The sequence below is a fragment of the Stutzerimonas stutzeri genome (genome assembly GCF_024448955.1).
Taxonomy (GTDB): Bacteria; Pseudomonadota; Gammaproteobacteria; order Pseudomonadales; family Pseudomonadaceae; genus Stutzerimonas; species Stutzerimonas stutzeri_AQ.
The window spans coordinates 283,094-305,018 of record NZ_JAMOIH010000003.1 but is presented as its reverse complement, the minus strand read 5'-3'; the positions used below and the strand labels follow the sequence as shown (position 1 = coordinate 305,018).

Annotated in this window: 17 protein-coding genes; 3 read left to right on the top strand and 14 right to left on the bottom strand. The window is 58.8% G+C overall.

Annotation, left to right across the window (positions count from 1 at the left end; translation table 11 throughout):
* Positions 1-129: 129 nt before the first annotated feature.
* Positions 130-567 (top strand): excinuclease, encoded by a 438-nt coding sequence (locus NA645_RS04925; protein ID WP_256047800.1) that lies wholly within the window; start codon positions 130-132, stop codon positions 565-567.
* Between the two features lie 156 nt (positions 568-723).
* Complete coding sequence (locus NA645_RS04920) at positions 724-1,017, top strand: hypothetical protein (RefSeq protein WP_256047799.1); 294 nt, start codon at positions 724-726, stop codon at positions 1,015-1,017.
* Positions 1,018-1,120: 103 nt separating this feature from the next.
* Here the strand turns inward: NA645_RS04920 and hemE are convergent, their stop codons facing one another.
* The 11 genes from hemE to NA645_RS04865 all read right to left on the bottom strand — a co-directional run bounded on the left by hemE (position 1,121) and on the right by NA645_RS04865 (position 16,666).
* A complete protein-coding gene (gene hemE / locus NA645_RS04915) occupies positions 1,121-2,185 on the bottom strand; it encodes a uroporphyrinogen decarboxylase (RefSeq protein WP_256047798.1) in 1,065 nt (354 codons plus the stop codon).
* A gap of 180 nt (positions 2,186-2,365) precedes the next feature.
* Entirely contained in the window at positions 2,366-3,784 is a 1,419-nt protein-coding gene (locus tag NA645_RS04910; RefSeq protein ID WP_256047797.1) for an FAD-dependent oxidoreductase, read from the bottom strand.
* A gap of 111 nt (positions 3,785-3,895) precedes the next feature.
* Entirely contained in the window at positions 3,896-8,347 is a 4,452-nt protein-coding gene (gltB, locus tag NA645_RS04905) for a glutamate synthase large subunit (protein ID WP_256047796.1), read from the bottom strand.
* Positions 8,348-8,521: 174 nt separating this feature from the next.
* Entirely contained in the window at positions 8,522-10,036 is a 1,515-nt protein-coding gene (locus tag NA645_RS04900) for an SPOR domain-containing protein (protein ID WP_256047795.1), read from the bottom strand.
* 9 nt (positions 10,037-10,045) lie between these two features.
* A complete protein-coding gene (gene aroB, locus NA645_RS04895) occupies positions 10,046-11,149 on the bottom strand; it encodes a 3-dehydroquinate synthase (protein WP_256047794.1) in 1,104 nt (367 codons plus the stop codon).
* Between the two features lie 23 nt (positions 11,150-11,172).
* A complete protein-coding gene (gene aroK / locus NA645_RS04890) occupies positions 11,173-11,721 on the bottom strand; it encodes a shikimate kinase AroK (protein ID WP_272891966.1) in 549 nt (182 codons plus the stop codon).
* Between the two features lies 1 nt (position 11,722).
* Entirely contained in the window at positions 11,723-13,834 is a 2,112-nt protein-coding gene (gene pilQ / locus NA645_RS04885; RefSeq protein ID WP_256047793.1) for a type IV pilus secretin PilQ, read from the bottom strand.
* Between the two features lie 51 nt (positions 13,835-13,885).
* Positions 13,886-14,413, bottom strand: coding sequence for a type 4a pilus biogenesis lipoprotein PilP (gene pilP, locus NA645_RS04880; protein WP_256047792.1), 528 nt, complete (start codon positions 14,411-14,413; stop codon positions 13,886-13,888).
* Positions 14,410-15,033, bottom strand: coding sequence for a type 4a pilus biogenesis protein PilO (gene pilO, locus NA645_RS04875; protein ID WP_256047791.1), 624 nt, complete (start codon positions 15,031-15,033; stop codon positions 14,410-14,412). Before pilO ends, pilP begins: the two co-directional genes overlap by 4 nt.
* Complete coding sequence (gene pilN / locus NA645_RS04870) at positions 15,030-15,602, bottom strand: type 4a pilus biogenesis protein PilN (RefSeq protein WP_256047790.1); 573 nt, start codon at positions 15,600-15,602, stop codon at positions 15,030-15,032. The genes pilO and pilN overlap by 4 nt, the downstream gene beginning before the upstream one ends.
* Positions 15,602-16,666 (bottom strand): type IV pilus assembly protein PilM, encoded by a 1,065-nt coding sequence (locus NA645_RS04865; RefSeq protein WP_256047789.1) that lies wholly within the window; start codon positions 16,664-16,666, stop codon positions 15,602-15,604. The genes pilN and NA645_RS04865 overlap by 1 nt, the downstream gene beginning before the upstream one ends.
* 184 nt (positions 16,667-16,850) lie before the next feature.
* Between NA645_RS04865 and NA645_RS04860 the strand changes: the two genes are divergently transcribed.
* The gene (locus NA645_RS04860; RefSeq protein WP_256047788.1) at positions 16,851-19,292 is read left to right on the top strand and encodes a penicillin-binding protein 1A; all 2,442 of its coding nucleotides are present in this window, start codon (positions 16,851-16,853) and stop codon (positions 19,290-19,292) included.
* A 155-nt stretch (positions 19,293-19,447) separates the two neighbouring features.
* Here the strand turns inward: NA645_RS04860 and NA645_RS04855 are convergent, their stop codons facing one another.
* The 3 genes from NA645_RS04855 to rpmE all read right to left on the bottom strand — a co-directional run bounded on the left by NA645_RS04855 (position 19,448) and on the right by rpmE (position 21,918).
* Complete coding sequence (locus NA645_RS04855; protein WP_256047787.1) at positions 19,448-20,716, bottom strand: malic enzyme-like NAD(P)-binding protein; 1,269 nt, start codon at positions 20,714-20,716, stop codon at positions 19,448-19,450.
* A gap of 171 nt (positions 20,717-20,887) precedes the next feature.
* Entirely contained in the window at positions 20,888-21,682 is a 795-nt protein-coding gene (locus NA645_RS04850; RefSeq protein ID WP_256047786.1) for a thermonuclease family protein, read from the bottom strand.
* Positions 21,683-21,705: 23 nt separating this feature from the next.
* Positions 21,706-21,918, bottom strand: a complete 213-nt coding sequence (gene rpmE, locus NA645_RS04845) for a 50S ribosomal protein L31 (RefSeq protein WP_131651781.1) — start codon at positions 21,916-21,918, stop codon at positions 21,706-21,708.
* Positions 21,919-21,925 lie beyond the last annotated feature (7 nt).

The window sequence follows — 21,925 nt, the reverse complement described above, 5'->3', positions numbered from 1 at the left end:
CCCTTCGGGCCAGCCTTCGGCTGTTACTCCCGCTGGTCGTAGCGCCTTGTCTTGCCTGCCTCGCCTACGTTTTCAATGGCCTGTCTGAGTGTTTAAAGGTCACCCAAAAAACAATGCAAGGAGATGCACATGAAAAAAACCACCTGGATCGGCGCGGCGCTCGTGCTCTGCGCTCTGCCCAGCATCAGCCAGGCCCGCGATACCACCCATTACCTGCCCTTCGATGAAGTGGTCGCCGAAGCCACTGCCGCGGGCCGACTGGACGGCAGCGTGAAGTTCTATCTCGCCAAGCGTCCGGCCGGCGCGAAAATTGTCCGCAGCGGCGTCACCACCAGCAAGAAGACCAACGCCTTCAACAAGAGCGACGAAGAAGCCTGCCGTTGGGTGTTGCAGTCCGCGCTGATCAACCTGCAGAACGCCGCCAAGGCCGCTGGCGCCAACGCAGTGGTGGACCTCGCCAGCAACTACAAGCACGTCGAGTACAAGGACAGCGAAAAATACGAATGCCACGCCGGGGCGGTTATCGCTGGCGTCGCCCTCAAGGGTAATCTGGCCCAGGTCAAATAGTGACCGCGCCCGCGCCAACGGTGATGGGCGCTACAGCTTTGCCAGGCGGCGCGGCAGTTTTCCGGCTGTCGCCGCAACCATCCTTCCGTGCGAACGAATAGCTGACCGGTAAGTCAACAGAAGCAGAACCTGTCCATCATTTTCAGGAGCCGCCTCATGTTCGGTAACTCGTCGCATAAGTTCGAAGTCAATTACATCTTCCAGAACGACCCACGCGCCCAAATCATCGAATCGGAAGAAGAGAGCCTCTCCCAGGGCGAGGCGGCCCGGCGTCTGATCGAGCACCATAACGCCGATGCCGAAAACAGCCTGGTCATGCCCGATGCGGATGCTGAAGAAACCGAGTTGCTACGGCAGGCCGAGGTCGTGGGGATCACCGATATCCGCGTAACCCGGCTGGTTCATGAGCATGAGCCGGGCACCACGCCAGGACACTATCAGCAGCCTTGAAAGAGCGTTAAAGCTGCAAGTGGTTCAGCTTGGCTGGCACCGCAATGCCGCCAAGCTTTTCTGCTTTAAATTGAAGCTCATGGCTTGCAGCTTATAGCTGCTCTTAGCCGTGATATTGCGCCGAGAGTTCGTGCACCGACTCGATGAAGCCACCGGCATGGGCCGGATCGACTTCCGGCGTGATGCCGTGGCCCAGATTGAACACATGGCCTTCGCCATGGCCGAAGCTGGCCAGGATACGCCCCACTTCGGCGCGGATCGCGTCAGGCTTGGCGTACAGCACGCTGGGGTCCATGTTGCCCTGCAGGGCAACCTTGTCACCCACGCGAGCACGCGCGTTGCCGATGTCGCAGGTCCAGTCCAGACCCAGCGCCTCGACGCCGGAGTCAGCCATGGATTCCAGCCACAGCCCGCCGCCCTTGGTGAAGAGGATCACCGGGACGCGGCGACCGTCGTGCTCGCGAATCAAGCCATCGACGATTTTCTGCATATAGGCCAGGGAAAACTCTTGATAAGCGGCGGCGGAAAGGCTGCCGCCCCAGGAGTCGAAGATCTGCACCGCTTGCGCGCCGGCCAGGATCTGCCCGTTGAGGTAGCTGGTCACCGACTGCGCCAGCTTGTCGAGTAGCGCATGCATGGCCTGCGGATTCTCGTAAAGCATGGCCTTGGACTTGCGGAAGTCCTTGGAGGAGCCGCCTTCGACCATATAGGTCGCCAGCGTCCAGGGGCTGCCGGAAAAACCGATCAGCGGAACGCGACCGTTGAGCTCGCGGCGAATGGTGCGCACCGCATCCATGACATAGCCCAAATCCTTTTCCGGGTCCGGAATCGGCAGCGCCTCGATGTCGGCCAGGCTGCTGACGACCTTCTTGAAACGTGGCCCCTCTCCGGTTTCGAAGTACAGGCCCAGACCCATGGCGTCCGGCACGGTAAGAATGTCTGAAAACAGAATGGCGGCATCCAGCGGATAGCGATCCAGCGGCTGCAGAGTGACTTCGCAGGCCAGCTCGGGATTCATGCACAGGCTCATGAAGTCCCCCGCCTTGCTGCGACTGGCCCGGTATTCCGGAAGGTAGCGTCCGGCCTGACGCATCATCCACACCGGGGTGACGTCGACAGGTTGCTTGAGCAGGGCGCGGAGGAAGCGATCGTTCTTCAAGGCAGTCATGTCTGGGTTCCAGCAAAAGAGTGGCGGCATTGTCGCAAAGCACAAAACAAAAGGCACGGCGAGCGCCGTGCCTTTTGTCTATGGGCTTGATTCAAATCAGGCGTGCTTGGAGCGCTAGCAGGAAGCGTGGACCGAAGCCCAAAGCGGTCTTGCTTCCCGCTTCAGGCTTCCAGCTGCGTTTCAAACTTCCAGATAGTCGAGAATCCCTTCAGCCGCCTGACGGCCTTCGAAGATCGCCGTCACCACCAGATCGGAGCCTCGCACCATGTCGCCACCCGCAAAGATCTTCGGGTTGCTGGTCTGGTGCTTGAACTGGCCGATCTCCGGCGCCACGACACGCCCTTGATTGTCGGTCTGGATGCCCTGACCTTCGAACCAGTCGGCCGGGCTCGGGCGGAAACCGAATGCGATCACCACCGCATCGGCTGGCAGCACTTCCTCTGACCCCGGAATCGGCTCGGGGCTGCGGCGCCCGCGAGCATCCGGCGCGCCGAGACGGGTTTCGACCACCTTTACCCCTTCGACCTTGCCTTCGCCAACGATGGCGATGGGCTGGCGGTTGAAGAGGAATTTCACGCCCTCTTCCTTGGCATTCTTCACTTCCTTGCGCGAGCCCGGCATGTTCGCCGCGTCACGCCGATAGGCGCAGGTCACGCTCTTGGCGCCCTGGCGGATGGAGGTGCGGTTGCAGTCCATCGCGGTGTCACCACCGCCGAGCACCACGACCTTCTTGCCTTTCATATCGACGAAGTCTTCTGGGGACTTCTCGAAACCGAGGTTGCGGTTGACGTTGGCGATCAGGAAATCCAGCGCATCGTGCACGCCTGGCAGGTCTTCGCCAGGGAAGCCGCCCTTCATGTAGGTGTAGGTGCCCATGCCCATGAACACCGCATCGTAATCAGCTAGCAGCTGTTCGATGCTGATGTCCTTGCCCACTTCGGTGTTCAGCCGGAACTCGATACCCATACCGCCGAATATCTCGCGGCGACGACTGAGGACGCTCTTCTCCAGCTTGAATTCGGGGATGCCGAAAGTCAGCAGACCGCCGATCTCCGGATTCTTGTCGAAGACCACCGGGATCACGCCGCTGCGCACCAACACATCGGCACAACCCAGGCCCGCCGGACCGGCACCGATGATCGCGACCTTCTTGCCAGTCGGCTTGACCTTGGACATGTCGGGACGCCAGCCCATGGCGAACGCGGTGTCGGCGATGTACTTCTCAACCGAGCCGATGGTGACCGCACCAAAACCGTCATTCAACGTACAGGCGCCTTCGCACAGACGATCCTGAGGACAAACGCGGCCGCAGACTTCCGGCAGCGTGTTGGTCTGATGCGCCAGCTCGGCGGCGGCAAGGATGTTGCCCTCGGAGACCAGCTTGAGCCAGTTGGGAATGTAGTTGTGGACCGGGCACTTCCACTCGCAATAGGGATTGCCGCAACCCAGACAGCGATGAGCCTGTTCGCACGCCTGCTGCGGCTTGAAGGGTTCGTAGATCTCGACGAACTCCTTCTTGCGCTGACGCAGCAGCTTTTTCTTCGGATCCTTACGCCCGACCTCGATGAACTGGAAGTCGTTATTCAGACGTTCAGTCATTTCAAAACCTCTTAACAGCAGCGGCGAGCTTCAAGCTACAAGCCGCAAAGACGATCACGGAGCCGCGCCTCGCACCACTGGTGGCTTGAGGCCTGCGGCTTGGAGCTGCTTTTATTGTGGATTCGCTCGGGTGGTCGACAGCAACGACGCCAGGTTGGCCGCCTTCGGCTTGACCAGCCAGAAGCGGCGCAGGTAGTCGTCCAGATCTTCCAGCAGCTCGGCGCCCCATTCGCTCCCGGTTTCGGCCACGTATTCACGCAGCACGCCCTGCAGGTGGCTGCGATAGGCCTCCATCGCCTCACCGGTGATGCGTTGCAGGTTGACCAGCTCGTTGTTCACCCGGTCGATGAAACTGTTATCCATGTCGAGCACATAGGCGAAACCGCCCGTCATGCCAGAGCCGAAGTTGTAGCCGGTCTTGCCAAGGACACAGACGAAGCCGCCCGTCATGTATTCGCAGCAATGATCGCCCGTGCCTTCCACGACCGCATGCGCACCGGAGTTACGCACGGCGAAACGCTCACCTGCAGTACCGCTCGCAAACAGCTTGCCGCCAGTTGCGCCATACAGGCAGGTATTGCCGACGATGGCCGACTGCTGCGACTCGAACACGCTGCTCTTCGGCGGAGTAATGACCAGCTTGCCGCCGGTCATGCCTTTACCGACGTAGTCGTTGGCGTCGCCTTCCAGATACATGTTCAGGCCGCCAGCGTTCCAGACGCCGAAGCTCTGGCCCGCCGTGCCCTTGAAGCGGAAGGTGATCGGCGCATTTTTCATGCCCTGGTTGCCATGTAGCCGAGCGATTTCACCGGACACGCGCGCACCGATGGAACGGTCGCAGTTGCAAATTTCCAATTCGAATTCGCCGCCACTCTTGTCATCGATGGCTGCGCGAGCGAGCTTGACCATTTCTTCGGCCAGCAGCCCCTGATCGAACGGTGGATTCTTCTCCACTTCGCAAAACTGGGGTTTGTCGGCGGGGATGTGATCGCTGCCGAGCAGCGGCGTCAGGTCCAGATGGTTCTGCTTGGCGGTGTCGCCTGGCAGCACTTCGAGCAGATCGGTACGACCAATCAACTCCTGCAGGCTGCGCACGCCCAGCCTCGCCAGCCACTCGCGGGTTTCTTCGGCGACGAAGGTGAAGAAGTTGACCACCATATCGACGGTGCCGATGAAATGGTCCTTGCGCAGCTGATCGTTCTGCGTGGCCACACCGGTGGCGCAGTTGTTCAGATGGCAGATGCGCAGGTACTTGCAGCCCAGCGCGATCATCGGCGCGGTGCCGAAGCCGAAGCTCTCGGCACCGAGAATAGCCGCCTTGACTACATCGAGACCGGTCTTCAGACCGCCGTCGGTCTGCACCCGGACCTTGCCGCGCAGGTCGTTGCCGCGCAGCGTCTGGTGCGTCTCGGCCAGGCCCAGCTCCCAAGGCGAGCCGGCGTAGCGAATCGAGGTCAGCGGCGAGGCGCCAGTACCGCCGTCATAACCGGAGATGGTGATCAGATCAGCGTAAGCCTTGGCCACGCCGGCCGCGATGGTGCCGACGCCGGGCTCGGCCACGAGCTTGACCGACACCAGCGCCTTGGGGTTGACCTGCTTGAGGTCGAAGATCAACTGAGCCAGGTCTTCAATCGAATAGATGTCATGGTGCGGCGGCGGCGAAATCAGCGTGACTCCCGGCACCGCGTAACGCAGCTTGGCGATTAGACCGTTGACTTTGCCGCCTGGCAGCTGGCCGCCCTCGCCAGGCTTGGCGCCTTGCGCGACCTTGATCTGCAACACCTCGGCGTTGACCAGATACTCCGGAGTGACACCGAAGCGACCTGTCGCTACTTGCTTGATCTTCGAGCTGCGTTCGGTGCCGTAGCGCGCCGGATCTTCACCACCTTCGCCGGAGTTGGAGCGCGCACCGATGCGGTTCATCGCCGCGGCGATCGCCTCATGCGCCTCGGGCGACAGCGCGCCGAGCGAGATACCGGCCGAGTCGAAGCGCTTGAGGATCTGCTCCAGCGGTTCGACTTCTTCGAGCGCCAGCGGCTGCTCCGCGACCTTGAGTTCGAGCAGGTCACGCAGCATGGCTACGGGACGCTGATCGACCAGCGCGGTGTATTCCTTGAAACGGCTGTAATCGCCCTGCTGCACTGCAACCTGCAGCGCCGCGACCACGTCGGGGTTGTAGGCGTGATACTCACCGCCATAAACGAACTTCAACAGACCGCCCTGCTGGATCGGCTTGCGATTGCTCCAGGCCTCCGCCGCGAGCGCCTTCTGTTCGGCTTCAAGATCGACGAAGCGCGCGCCCTTGATACGGCTGGCAACGCCACGGAAGCTGAGGTCGACCACTTCGTCTGCCAGACCCACGGCTTCGAACAGCTGGGCACCGCGGTACGAGGTGATGGTCGAGATGCCCATCTTCGAGATGATTTTCAGCAGGCCCTTGGTGATGCCCTTGCGGTAGTGCTTGAACACTTCGTACAGGTCACCCAGCACTTCGCCGGTGCGGATCAGATCGCCCAGCACCTCGTAAGCGAGGAACGGGTAAACCGCCGTCGCGCCGAAGCCGATCAGCACAGCGAATTGATGCGGATCGCGAGCACTCGCGGTCTCGACCAGAATGTTGCAATCGCAGCGCAGCCCGGTCTCGATCAGTCGATGGTGCACTGCCCCCACCGCCAGCGATGCATGCACTGGCAACTTGCCCGGCGCAATGTGGCGATCGCTCAGGACCAGCAGCACCTTGCCGCCGCGCACCGCCTCTTCGGCCTGATCGGCGATGTTGCGCACTGCTGCTTCGAGACCGAATGATTCCTCGTAATTAAGATCGATCAGCTGGCGTTCGAACCCCGGCCGGTCGAGCTCCATGATGGTCCGCCACTTGGCCGGCGAGATAATCGGCGTGGTCAGGATCGCCCGGTTGGCGTGATCGGCAGTTTCCTCGAAGACGTTGCGCTCTGCACCCAGACAGGTTTCCAGCGACATCACGATGGCTTCGCGCAGCGGATCGATCGGCGGGTTGGTAACTTGCGCGAACTGCTGGCGGAAGTAGTCGAACGGCGAACGCACCCGCCGCGACAGCACCGCCATCGGCGTGTCATCGCCCATGGAGCCGACCGCTTCCTGGCCTTGCTCGGCCAATGGGCGCAGCACTTGGTCACGCTCCTCGAAGGTGACCTGGAACATCTTCATGTACTGCTTGAGCTGATCGGCATCGTAGAACGCCGAACCATGATCGTTATCGTCCAGGGTCGACTGGATGCGCAGCGCGTTCTGACGCAACCACTTCTTGTAGGGATGTTGGGATTTCAGACGATTGTCGATGTCGTCCGTGTGCAATACCTGACCGGTTTGGGTATCGACGGCCAGAATCTGGCCCGGACCAACACGGCCCTTGGCGATGACATCCTCGGGCTTGTAGTCCCACACGCCGACTTCCGAGGCCAGGGTGATGTAGCCGTTGGTGGTGGTGACCCAGCGCGCCGGGCGTAGACCGTTGCGGTCGAGCAGGCAGATTGCATGGCGGCCATCAGTGAGTACTACACCGGCCGGACCATCCCAGGCCTCCATGTGCATCGAGTTGTATTCGTAGAAAGCGCGCAGGTCCGGATCCATGGTTTCGACGTTCTGCCAGGCCGGCGGAATGATCATGCGCAGGCTACGGAACAGATCCATGCCGCCGGTCACCAGCAGCTCCAACATGTTGTCCATGCTCGACGAGTCGGAACCGGTGCGGTTGACGACCAGCGGATCGAGGTTCTCCAGATCCGGCAGCAATTCGTTGGCGAATTTCAGGCGACGCGCCTGAGCCCAGTTGCGGTTACCGGTGATGGTGTTGATTTCACCGTTGTGGGCCAGGAAGCGGAACGGCTGAGCGAGCGGCCACTGCGGCATCGTGTTGGTGGAGAAACGCTGATGGAACACGCAAATGGCGGTCGCCAGACGCTCGTCGCCGAGATCGGGATAGAACTGCGCCAGATCGGCCGGCATCATCAGGCCTTTGTAGATGATGTCCTTGTCGGAAAAGCTGCAAACATAGAATTCCCTGTCGGCGGCCAGCACAACTTCGGCACGCCGGCGCGCGAAGAACAGCTTGATACCGAAGTCGCGCTCGGACAGGCCTTCAGCCGAGACGAACACCTGTTCTATGCGCGGCAGACGTTCCAGCGCCAGGCGGCCCAGCACGCTGGTATCGACCGGAACTTCACGCCAGCCGACCAGGGTCAGCCCTTTCGCGGCGATCTGTTCGTTGAAGCAGGCGCGGGCCGCATCGGCCTTGGCCGCGTCCTGGCTGAGAAAGATCATGCCGACGGCATAGAGTGCCGGTAGGTCTACATCAAAATGCTGTTTGGCCATGGCTCGCAGGAACCCATCGGGCTTCTGCATCAGCAGGCCGCAGCCATCGCCGGTTTTACCGTCGGCGTTGATGCCACCGCGGTGAGTCATGCAAGTGAGGGATTGAATGGCGGTCTGAAGCAGGTGATGGCTTGCCTCGCCCTGCATGTGGGCGATCAAACCGAAGCCGCAGTTATCCTTGAACTCTTCAGGACGAAAAAGACCTGCTCTCATAGGCACTCCACCAGCTAAATACGTTGTAAATCAACCCCTTATTGACGGCGCACGAAACCACCCCGTCATACACGTGGGCAAAAGGGGGAGCAGTTTACAAAGCCGGCTAGAACGACACAATTTTTTTTTGCAAGCCCCAAAAAGGTGCATTGCGCACCTTTTTGGGGCGTATTTTTAGCGAGCTTGGATCTCTTGCTGCACGCTAGCGAAACTCCGCGCCCATGGCTTACCCGACCTCAACGAGGCCGGCAGAGTCTTGATGGCTTCAAGCGCTGCATTGCGGCTGGAAAAGGAGCTATAAGTAACCACGTATAGCGGCTTGCCCTCATGCTGCTTGACGAAATACCGGTAGCTTTCACCGTGTTGTTTCACCAACGCCTCGGCGTTGCTTTGGGTACGCGTCCCCAGCACCTGTATCAGGTAGTTGGTTTTGGGCTGATTGGCGTACCAGCTCGCCGTAGAGGCAGGCGCATCAGGCTTCGCAACCGACGGCTGCACCGGCTCCCGAGGCGTCTCGACAGGCGGCGCAGGTTCGACCGCAGGGCGCTGGATCGTGGCGCTACCCGCAGCCGTAGGAGCTGGTGCGGTATTGCGTAACGGCTCGCTGACGATTGCGGGCTCTTCTTCAATCAGGACCGGTGAACTGTCCGACTCTAGGCCGCCGGCAGCTGCAAGAGGTTCGCGGACGATTGGCTGATCAGGCTCGGACTGAACGACCTCGGCTGCAGGGCTTTCGTCACCGCCCGGCTCCTCGGTCGATGATTCCGGCGAACGTATATCCGCAGCGCCCCCTGCATCGAGCGGCAAGCTGGTCGTGGCCGGAGCCACTGATTGATCACCGGAGTCACGCATGAATAACGCAATGACGACGACAAGAACGACCGCCGCCAAAGCCAGCAGGTGCTTCATGGGCAGCGGCAAACTCCAGCCAGTCGACTTCCGATTCGCTTTGGACTGCTGCATGGCATCGACGAGCTCGTCGCGTGCTATCTGATTTATCGCACCAGGCCAGCCACCGGAATGCTCATGGATTCGCGAAATCTGGTCTTCGCTGAAACACTCCAGCCCGCCCCCGGCGCCTTCCAGGCGCAACGTCAGATATTCACGGGTCTCGTCTTCTTCGTACGGCTGAAGTGCGATCACATGAAAGCGCTCCTCACCCTCGACCAGCGCCTCCAGGCGCGCCACCAAGGCTTGTTCACCAAACAGAAAGACATGCGGCCTGCCTTCGGGGCTACCCTGGGCCAATCGCAACAGCGTCTCGACCGCAGCGCCCGTCAGCCGCTCAGCGTCGTCGACCAGCAGATAGACCTCCTGCCCGGTGAGCGCTAATTGAATGATCTGCGCCATGATCGAGTCGAAGTCGGCCCGCTGGCTGCCAAGCGCCTGCGCGATCTGTTGCAGGACGAGATTGGAATCGAGGGTATCCTGAGGCGAAATGACCACGCTCTGAACCGCCTGCTTGTTGCTGCTCGCAACGAGCGCCTGGCGCACCAGTGTCTTGCCGCTCCCTTCCGGACCCGTCACCACCAATAGCAACTGGCTGTAGCGGGCAAGATGATGCAGCTGCCCCAACACGGGCTTGCGCTGAGCAGGAAAGAACTTGAAGCCTGGCACACGAGCGGCGAAAGGATCGTGACTGAAGCCATAATGGTTCAGGTAGGAATCGTCAGCAGACAAACTGGTCATGGACATCTCTTAAATGTTCGGCTCTTGGGCAAGCGCGTCGTAATTGACGTTCAATGTGGCTTCCAGCATCTGGCGAGGAAAGTCACCCGTTACTACGGCTTCGCCCAACCGCTTGAGCAGCACCAACCTCAACTTCCCGTTCAGAACCTTCTTGTCGACCGCCATGTGCTGAAGAAAATCCGCGGCGCTCATATTGGTTGGCGGTACTACAGGCAGGCCGGCGCGCGCCAGTAAACGTACGGCTCGGTCACGCTCATTGGCGGAAATCCACCCGAGTTGCCGCGACATTTCGAGGGCCATGACCGTACCCGCCGATACGGCTTCACCATGCAACCACACGCCGTAGCCCTGTTGAGTCTCGATGGCATGCCCGAAGGTATGGCCGAGATTGAGCGTGGCGCGAATGCCTGACTCCCGCTCATCCGCACCCACCACCCTGGCCTTCGCCGCGCATGAGCGCCGTATAGCTTCGGTAAGCGCCGCTTGATCAAGTCTGCGAAGCGAGTCGATATTATCTTCGAGCCACCCCAGGAACGGCTCGTCGCAGATCAGGCCATACTTGATCACTTCAGCCAGGCCGGCTGACAACTCGCGCGGCGGAAGGGTCGATAAGGTCGCGGTGTCGATCAGCACAGCCTGCGGCTGGTAGAAGGCACCGACCATGTTCTTGCCGAGCGGGTGATTGATGCCCGTCTTGCCGCCCACGGACGAATCGACCTGAGACAGCAGTGTCGTCGGGACTTGAATGAAATCAACGCCACGCTGGTAGCAGGCGGCTGCAAAACCAGCCATGTCGCCTATGACCCCGCCACCCAACGCGATGACTGTCGTGTTGCGGTCATGCCTGGCCGTCAGCAATCCATCGAAAATCGACTGCAGGGTTTGCCAGTTCTTGTGCGCTTCTCCGTCTGGAAGAACCACAGAAGTGACCGAATAATCAGCGAGACTGCGCGAAAGCCGCTCAAGATAGAGTGGCGCAACGGTATCGTTGGTAACGATCGCAACCTGCTTGCCGCGGATGTGACGGGACAACAGATCACCACGATCGATGAGCTGCTCGCCAATGAATATCGGATAGCTTCGCTCGCCGAGGTCGACATGTAGAGTCTGCATAGGGGCCCCACGATTAAAGGGCGCTAGGATAACGCAGATCGACCCAGGCTTTCACGAGGTGCTAGAGCTTGAAGCTGCCCAATGATTTCCACCACGACCAGGCGTGGGGGACGCTCATCCGTCTGGACCACAATGTCCGCGATTTCACGGTACAGCGGATCCCGCACAGCCATCAGATTGGTGAGAATCTCGCGGGGATTGGGCGTTTGCAACAGCGGACGGTTGCGGTCCCGAGAGGTGCGGTCGAGCTGCTGCTCAACCGAAGTGCAAAGGTAAATGACCCGCCCGCCAGCACATAACACCTGACGATTGTCCACTCGGAGCACCGCACCACCGCCAGTTGCCAGCACGACGCCGTCCATCTGGCACAATTCCTTGATAGCGACGTGTTCCCTTTCACGGAAGCCCTGCTCTCCCTCGACATCGAAGATCAGCGGGATGCTTGCACCGGTGCGTTGTTCGATCTCCTTGTCGGAATCCCGAAAAGGGAGGCGAAGCTCCTTGGCGAGCAGGCGCCCGATGGTGCTTTTGCCAGCCCCCATCGGGCCCACGAGGATGATGTTTTCAACCAAATCAGCGATTCACTGCGATAGCCTGATGATTCAGGATTCTGGGTGTTAAGAAGACCAGCAGCTCAGACTTAGCATCCGTCACTACGTCGCGGCGGAACAGGCGGCCAAGGTAGGGTACGTCACCCAGAAACGGAACCTTGTCCACGCTTTTGGATTGACTGTTGGAGAATACACCACCGATCACAACAGTTTCTCCGTCGTTCACCAATACCTTGGCGTTGACTTCGTTCTTATCGATCGGTGGAACACCATTTACTGCGTTGCGGAAGTCTGGTGCATCTTTAGTCACCTTGACCTCCATGATAATACGGTTATCTGGCGTGATTTGAGGGGTAACTTCTAAGGATAGGGCCGCTTCTTTAAAAGAAGTGCTAGTCGCACCGCTGGAGCTGGCCTCCTGATAAGGTACTTCCGTACCTTTCAGAATCTTCGCTGTTTCTTTGTCCGCTGTCATGACCTTCGGCTGGGATACCACCTCTCCATTCCCGGTTTTCTCCATAGCAGAGAGCTGAAGGTCCAATAAAAGGTGGTCCGAAATAAAGCCAATACCGACACCGGAAGTGCTGTTTAGTACCCCCATGTCGACAAAAGGCACCGGCGCCGTTCCCTCCTCAAGAGTATAATTGCCGACCTCTTTCGTGCCCGGCGGCCTCAAAATCCCGTCATCGTCGAAGGCTCTAGCGCCATCCTTCCCGTAGGCACTCCATTGATCGTTCACTACGTTACCACCCCAACGAACCCCAAGCGCCTTGTCGTACCCAACGTTTGCCTCAACGATTCGAGCCTCAATCATGACCTGTCGAACTGGAATATCCAGCTGAGTCACGATGCGACGTAATTCATCCAGACGCTCTTGGGTCTGGTAGGCGATTATGTTGTTCGTACGATCATCAACCGCGATGGAGCCGCGATCGTCAGCCTGCCCATGAACTGCAGTTACCGACTGAAAGAGCTTGGCTATATCCGATGCCTTGGCGTAATTGACCTGCACGACCTCGCGACGTAACGGAGCCAGTTCGGCAATCTGCCGTTTGGACTCCAACTCCTGACGTTCACGTGCAGCGATCTCGTCCGCTGGCGCCACCAGCAGCACGTTGCCAACCTGACGCTTGTCGAGCCCTTTGGTTTTCAGTACCAGATCCAGCGCCTGATCCCACGGCACGTTCTGCAGGCGCAGCGTGATATTGCCTTGCACGGTATCGCTGGCGACCAGGTTGAGATCGGTGAAGTCGGCAATCAACTGAAGAACCGAACGGACATCGATATCCTGGAAATTCAGCGACAGCTTCTCTCCCGAATAGGTGAAGTGCTCGGCCTTGCGTTTCTCGACATCGGACTCACTAAGCGGCTTGACGCTGATGGTCAGCTTGTCGTCCGTCTGATAGGCCAGATAGTCGTAACGACCGCTGGGCTCGATGGCGATACTCGCACCCTCGGCCTTACTGCTGGAATCGACGAATTTGACCGGCGTAGCGAAATCCTGCACGTCCAGCCTCACACGAAGCGATTCCGGCAGCTGCGTCTTGGCGAAGGAGACCCGAATTTTGCCGCCCTGCTCTTCAATGCTCGGACTGATCGACGGGTCCGACAGCGTGATGATGACGTTACCGGCCCCATCTTCCCCACGACGGAAATCGATATTATTGATCGCCTTGCCCGCAGCCACGGACGCGGTTGGTTTTGTCTTGTGTAGCGGCGCCACCGGAGCGGCCGCTACAGCCGCGGTTGCTGCACCGCTTTCACCGAGCACGACGAACAAATTGTTTCCGTCTACACGAGTCGAATAAGGCACCAAGGATGTGAGGTTTACGATGAGCCGCGTGCGACCTTGGGCCTCGACTACGGTCACACTGCGGGCATTACCGACACCAAGCTCGTGGTTTTTGGATTTCAGATTGCTGGAAACACCTGGCAGGTCGAGCGCAATGCGCGCCGGCTGGTCGAGCGTATAGCCCCGCGGGGTGGGTACAGGTTCATCGAAGGCCAGTTTCAGCTCAACGCGGTCACCGGGCAGCGAAGCAACATCGAGTGCATTGAGGTTCGCCGCCAGCAGCGCGGGCGAGATCATCGCCGCCAGCAGGGACAAGCCGAGACGAGAGAGAGTGGTATTCATAGAAGGATTCCGTTGTGCAGACCGGTAAAGGTTTTCCATTTTTGCCATGACTCAAGAACGCTCTTTCAAGGTCAGGCTGCGCGGGCGCTCAAGCCAACCACCCTCTCCGTCCGGAACGATTTCGAGCACATCCACCTCGGCTTCGCTGATCTCAACGATACGGCCATGGTTGCGCCCCAGATAGTCACCGACCTTGACTCGGTGAACCCCGTCACCACCTTTGATCAAGGCGTATCGCCCGGCATCATTGGTCAATGTTCCGACCATGACGAAGTTTTCAATATTGAACTCTTCGAGGAACTGCTTGATGCGAGTCTCGTCAGGCCGAATGTCTTTCGACCCTTTCTGCCGCTGGGTCAGATCGATCTTCATCGGCGGCTGGAATGGGTGCCGCAGTGATGCCGCGCTATAGGTGAAGGCTTCGTATGGCAAGAAGGCCGGCAATGGCTCGATCGTTCCTTTCGGCTTGGCCCGCACGTCGTCCATGTAGGCGCGCAGATCCTCGAAGTCACCGCTGACGCCACAGCCAGTCAGCAAAACTAGAGCCAGGCCCAGTGCGGTATTTCGGGCTCCATTCATTTCTGCAGCCCCTTGTCGTTGTAGCGGTAGGTCTTGGCCAGAATGCTCATGTGCAGCTTGGAAGAAGAATCCTTGCTGAGAGGCTTGATCTCGAAGTCATGCAGGGTGACGATCCGCGGTAGGCTCGCCACGCCACTGACAAAAGTCGCAAGATCGTGGTAACCGCCAACCACTTTGATCTGTATCGGCAGTTCGATGTAGAACTGCTGGGTAACTTCTGGCTGCAGCTTGATTTCTTCGAACTCGAGCCCGCTACCCAAGCCGGTATGAGTGATGTCTTCAAGCAAGCCTGGGACTTCGGTGTCGCTAGGCAGCTGGCGTAGCAACGCGCCAAACGACGCCTCCATTTCCACCATCTGCGCCTTGTACGCCTCGAGGTTCGCAGCCTGGAACGCCTTCGACGAGAACTGCTGCTTCAAGGTCTCCTCTTGCGCCTTCTGCTGGTCAAGCCCGGCTTGCAGGTCGCTGAGATGGAAGTAATAGCCCCCTCCGAGCAACAGAACCATCAGCAATATTGCGGCGATAACCTTCACCGCGGCGGGCCACGAGCCCAGGTTGTTCATATCCAGGTCGGCAAGATCGACACTGCGCAGGCTTTCCAGAGAACTAGCCAGACTCATGGCTTATCTCCTTCAACAGCTGCGGCCGGCTGCGTCTGCTGCACCGTTAGCTGGAACATGTTTTCTTGATCCACTGCACCAGCAGTGACAGCCTTCACTTCGTTCAGATTTGGCGCTTCCAGCCATTCAGATCCATCCAAATTGCGCATCAGGTTTGAGACCCGGTTATTGGATTCCGCGCCGCCAACGATTGCGATGTTCTTGCCGGCCATTTTCAGCTCGGTGAAATACACGCCATCGGGAAGCGTACGTACCAGTTGATCGAACACCCTGCCAATGATGGGACGATTGCCCTGCAGGTCCTGAATGATCTTCATACGTTCGAGCAATTGCTGCCGACGCTCACGCAACTCTTTGATCTCGGCGATTCGCGCATCCAGAACGGCGATTTCCTTGCGAACGAAGTCGTTCCGCGCGTTCTGCCGCTCGATGGCGTGATTGAGGTACTGATCTGCGAGAAACAACAGGCCCGCCGCCAGGACTGCAACGCCGGCGAGGGAAACCAGAAAGCGCTGCTTACGCTCTTCGCGAAGCTGCTCTCGCCAGGGTAAAAGGTTGATCCGGGCCATCAGTCGAAACTCCTCAAGGCCAACCCACAGGCAATCATCAGCGATGGCGCATCACTCGCCAGCGCACCCGCGTTGACCTTGCCGCTCAACGCCATATCGGCAAAAGGGTTGGCGACTAAAGTCTGGGTTCCGATTTTCTGCTGAATCAACCGATCCAGCCCGGGGATTGAAGCCGTACCGCCCGCCAAAAGGATGTAGTCCACATCATGGAACTGCCCAGCAGCGAAGAAGAACTGCAGCGAGCGTGAAACCTGCTGAACAACCGCCTCTTTGAACGGCTGCAACACTTCGCTGTCATAGTCGTCTGGAAGGCCTCCCTGCTTTTTGGCCAGGCCGGCCTCTTCCATCGAAAGGCCGTAGCGACGCTGGATTTCCTCGGTGAGCTGGCGGCCACCGAATAGCTGTTCGCGCGTATAGATGGTGCGACCGTTATGCAGCACGCTCAGCGTGGTCATGGTCGCGCCGATATCCACGAGCGCCACTGTCAGCTCATCATGACCAGCGCCCAATTGCGGCGCCAATAGATTGTAAGAACGCTCCAGCGCATAGGCTTCGACATCAACGACCTTGGCCGTCAATCCCGCAAGAGCGAGCGCCGCCTCGCGAATCTCCACGTTCTCCTTGCGGCACGCGGCCAGAAGCACTTCCACGCGTCCGGGAGAACGAGGCGCAGCACCCTGTACTTCGAAATCGATCGCGACTTCTTCCAGTGGATAAGGAATGTATTGGTCCGCTTCGATCTTCAGCTGATTTTCCAGATCGTCATCAGACAATCCGGCTTCCATCTCGATACTCTTGGTGATGACTGCCGAGCCGGAGACGGCTACGGCGGCCGACTTTACTCCGGTTTTGGCCTTGACCAACAACCGAGTCAGCGCCTGACCTACACCTTCGAGTTCAGCAATGTTCTTTTCCACCACGGCATTTGGCGGAAGCGGTTCGACCGCATAGGACTCAACCCTATATCGGGAGCCTGAACGGCTTAATTCGAGCAGCTTGACGGACGTCGAACTGATGTCGATCCCAAGCAGCGTGTTCGCTTTCTTAGTGAAGAGCCCTAGCACGGCCGATTTCCTATCTTTATCCGCCACTTACGGATTAATTATGTTTGTCCGCATTAGATAACAGCCTTGACAGAAGCGCAAATGGCTCCCCGGCAAAAAAACCGCTTATAATGTGAACGGTTTTTCCTTTCAGCATCGTCTGCGGCTTACACCTCATTCCCCACCCTGGATTCAAAGAACCCCGATGCGTTTTCTGAAGTTTTTCCTATGGTCGTGCCTGGCTATTTTCTGCGGGCTTTTGCTCAGTTTGAGTGGCGCTTTCCTGTATCTCAGCCCCAACCTGCCGTCGGTCGAATCGCTGCGCAGCATCCAGCTTCAGATACCGCTGCGCGTCTACAGCAATGACAACAAGCTGATCGCCGAGTATGGCGAAATGCGTCGCTCCCCTATCGACTTCGACGAAATACCCGAAGACTTTATCGCCGCGCTGTTGGCTGCCGAAGACGACAACTTCGCTAACCATTATGGCGTCGACGTGAAAAGCCTGATGCGCGCTGCCACGCAATTATTGAAAACCGGCCAGATTCAGACCGGCGGCAGCACCATTACCATGCAGGTCGCAAAAAATTACTTCCTGACCAGCGAGCGGAGCTTTTCGCGCAAGATCAACGAGATACTTCTTGCGCTCCAGATCGAAAGAGAGCTGAGCAAGGACGAGATTCTCGAGCTGTACGTCAACAAAATCTATTTAGGCAATCGTGCCTACGGCATTGAGGCCGCGGCTCATGTCTACTATGGCAAGTCAATGAGCGAGCTTAGTCTGGCGCAAATGGCCATGATCGCGGGCCTACCCAAGGCACCATCGGCTTTCAATCCGCTGGCCAACGCTGAACGCGCCAAGGAGCGGCGTGACTGGATTCTGGGCCGGATGTATCGACTGGGAAGAATAGACGAAGCGCGCTACCAACAAGCACTGGCAGAAGTAGTCGACGCGTCCTATCACGGCTCCTCACCCGAACTCAACGCCCCTTATATAGCCGAGATGGCGCGCGCTGAAATGGTGGGCCGCTTCGGCAGCGCAGCCTATACCGACGGTTTCCGCGTGTATACCACCACAACCAGCGAACGCCAGATTGCTGCCAATGAGGCTCTGACACGGGGCTTGATCGAATACGACCAGCGTCACGGCTATCGCGGTCCGGAAGCTCAGCTGGCGAGTACTGATCGTGAAGAATGGCTGAAAGAACTGGGCACTTATCGCAGCCAGTCCGGCCTGCTACCCGCTGTAGTCAGTGCGATTTCCAAAGACGCCATCAAGGTCATCCTTCGTGACGGCAGCGAGCGGAGCATCGGATGGGAGAGCATGAAGTGGGCCCGGCCGTTCATCAACAGCAACAGCCTTGGGCCGCAACCCAAAGCTCCCTCGGATGTAGCCAACGTTGGGGACGTGATCCGCGTCAGCATCACGGGTGATGAAACGCTGTTCACCCAGGTGCCTCAAGTACAGGGCGCTCTTGTATCTATCGACCCTATTGATGGCTCTATCGAAGCCTTGACCGGCGGCTTTTCCTTTGGCCAAAGCAATTACAACCGCGCCATCCAGGCCAAGCGCCAACCTGGATCCAGCTTCAAACCCTTCGTTTACAGCGCGGCACTGGATGCCGGATTTACCCCCGCAACCCTGGTAAACGACTCACCTATCGTCTTTGTCGAGGAAGGTCTCGATCGCGTTTGGCGCCCAAAGAATGACAACAACACGTTCCTAGGTCCGATACGCCTGCGCGAAGCCCTGTACAAGTCGCGAAATCTGGTTTCGATTCGCCTTCTGCAAACCCTGGGCATTCCCTACACGGTCGACTATATCAAGCGCTTTGGCTTCAAAGGCGAGGACCTGCCCCCGAACCTCTCGCTCGCGCTTGGCACCGCAACCCTGACCCCCATGGAAGTCACCATCGGCTGGACCGCTTTCGCCAATGGTGGTTACAAGATCGAGCCCTACCTGATCGAGCGGATCGAGGATCGAGACGGCAAGACCATATTCGAGGCAAATCCTGTGCGCGTGCCACAACGCAGCGCCGCTCAAGCGGAAGATGGTGAAGCACAGGTGACCACTTACGCTCAGAGCGACGCCCCGCCGATTGGCACATCGGAGCCAGACACGCAGCAACCGCTGCATGCCGAGCAAATCATTGACGAGCGCACCGCGTACATCATGACCAGCATGCTGCAGGACGTTATCAAGCGCGGCACGGGCCGCAAGGCGCTGGCGATGGGGCGTAGCGATATCGCCGGGAAGACCGGTACCACAAACGAGTCCAAGGACAGCTGGTTTTCCGGGTACAACGCGGACATCGTGACAACGGTCTGGGCCGGCTTCGATCAGCCACAAACGCTTGGTCGGCGGGAGTATGGCGGAACGGTGGCGCTGCCTATCTGGATCGATTACATGAGTTCTGTACTGGAAGGCACTCCCGAACATGCACCTGCCGAACCCGAAGGAATCCTGACACTGCGGATCGACCCTAAAAGCGGCCGCGCAGCTTCTCCGGGCACACCAGATGCCTATTTCGAAATCTTTCGAAGTGAAGACTCACCGCCCAACATGGATGACGAGATCATTCCAGGCTCCACGTTGCCCGGCAGTCCGCTACCTGCGTCCGAAGCTGCACCCATCGACCTGTTCTAACCCACCAGAATTGGCTCAGCTGTGACAACGGCTGAGCTATTCAGGATCTTTAAGCAATTCTTCCCCATTAAAAAACAGCACTAAATAAAAACCCCGACCGAAGCCGGGGTTTTCATGCTGCAAGCCCCGCCAAAGCGGAGCCATGCCAAACCTAGTCAGACATTGAACACGTCGTCGACCGATTTGAGCGGGTAGTTCGACGGGTACGGCAGGGTCGCCACGCCACTTTCGATCGCCGCCTTGGCCACCGCATCGGAAACGAGCGTAATCAAGCGCGGATCCATCGGCTTAGGAATGATGTATTCACGACCGAACTGCAGCTGTTCTACGCCATAAGCGGAGGCTACTTCAGCCGGAACCGGAAGTTTGGCCAGGTCGCGCAACGCCAGTGCGGCGGCGATCTTCATTTCCTCGTTGATGCGCGACGCACGAACGTCCAGAGCCCCACGGAAAATGAAAGGGAAACCCAGTACATTGTTGACCTGGTTCGGGTAATCCGAGCGCCCCGTCGCCATGATCACATCGGAACGTGTCGCGCGTGCCAGTTCCGGGCTGATCTCAGGATCCGGGTTTGAGCAAGCAAACACTACCGGGTTCGCCGCCATACGATTGAGCCCTTCAGGACTCAACAGATTGGCGCCAGACAAACCAACAAAGACATCCGCGCCATCGAGTGCATCATCCAGCGTGCGCTTATCGGTTTCGTGAGCAAATACAGCCTTGTACTGGTTCAGGTCGTCGCGACCAGCATGGATGACACCCTTGCGGTCAATCATGAAGATGTTCTCGATCTTCGCACCCATACTCACCAGCAACTTCATGCAGGAAGTCGCCGCAGCGCCCGCACCGAGGCAGACGATCTTGGCCTGCTCCAGGGTTTTGCCGGCGATTTCCAGTGCATTGAGCATGCCCGCCGCGGTAACGATGGCAGTACCGTGCTGGTCATCATGAAACACCGGGATGTCGCACTGCTCGATCAGCGCGCGCTCGATCTCGAAGCACTCTGGTGCCTTGATATCTTCCAGGTTGATCCCACCGAAAGTGATGGAGATGCGTTTGACCGTATCAATGAAGGCCTGCGGGCTTTCCGCATCGACTTCAATATCGAACACATCGACACCGGCGAAGCGCTTGAACAGGACACCCTTGCCTTCCATAACCGGCTTGGATGCCAACGGCCCAAGGTTGCCAAGGCCAAGAATCGCGGTGCCATCGGAAATCACAGCGACCAGATTGCCTTTGCCGGTGTATCGGTAAGCCAGCTCCGGGTCACGGCCAATTTCTCGTACCGGCTCTGCTACGCCAGGGCTGTAGGCCAATGCCAGGTCCCGAGCGGTGGAAGTGGGCTTGGTCAACTCGACGCTCAGCTTTCCCGGACGGGGCTTAGCGTGGTATTCGAGCGCGGCTGTTTTCAGGTCAGTCATGGGGCATTTCCGCTTGTTTTTTCTGGGACAGACAGGCCGCCGAGCATACGCCAAGACTGATCGCCGTCACAACCCAATGGAAAAAGCTGACTGTCAAGTGTTCGCTCTACGACCTGCAGATGACAGGCGAGCAACGATCCCCATACCCTCCTGCGCCGCGCGGAAAACGCGTCAGGGCAGCGGAGCGAGCATCGATGGATGGCTTATTCTCAGCAACCAGCGAGCCTGCTGTGACAAATTCGCGCGCCCCTTGCGATCGACCACCCAACCCCTCGCCTCGATCTCCTTGCCGGGCAGGTCTTTCAAGGAATCGTCAAACCCCGCAACGGCATCGCGCGGAATCTGCAAGACCAATGGGCCGTCCAGCTCCAGCCAGACGCCACCCCGATTCACCTCCAGCCGATCGACACGTGCCCGGACCAGCGCAAAACCGCCACGGCGTAGACGCTCCGACGAGATTACCGGGGATTGGCGCCATACCCCCTCGCCGGCGGAACGGGCCTGACGCTCTACAGCTCGGTGACAATCGGCCAACAGGCTATTGGGCGCGATAGCCACAAAGAAACCCAGCCCTTCGGCAAGCAGCACAGCTTCCAGGTTCTCGCCGCGATCATTGAAGGCATGGGCCAGAAGACGGCCGTAGTGATCCCGAGCCTGTTGACCGAGGCGCAGATCCAACCGCCCACCGCTGGCTTTCACCAATGCCTGCAGTCGCTGCCGGGCCGCATCCGCGAAAGGCTCGGCACTGCGCCCCTTGCGGCCCATCTCGGGTGCATTCACGCCAATGAGGCGCACGTTGCGCCCATCGGCGAGGCGCAACGTATCGCCATCAATGACCGCCGCCACCTTTACTCGTGACAGCGGACCACTGACGGGACAGAGCGCCTGCGCCTGCAGGCTGAAAATGGCACAAACGAAAAAGGCGCCCACGAGGGGCGCCTTTTTCATTTGCTCGGAAAGCCTCATGGGATTCCCGTCGCGGCGACAGCTTACTTGGCGCCGAACACACCGAAACGCTGCTTGAAGCGGTCGATACGGCCGCCGGTATCCAGCACTTTCTGCTTACCGGTGTAGAACGGATGGCACTCGGAGCAGACGTCGATGCTCAGATCTTTGCCCAGCGTGGAGCGAGTCTTGATGACGTTGCCGCAGCTGCAAGTGGCGTCGATTTCAACGTAATTAGGATGGATATCGGCTTTCATGGAAAAT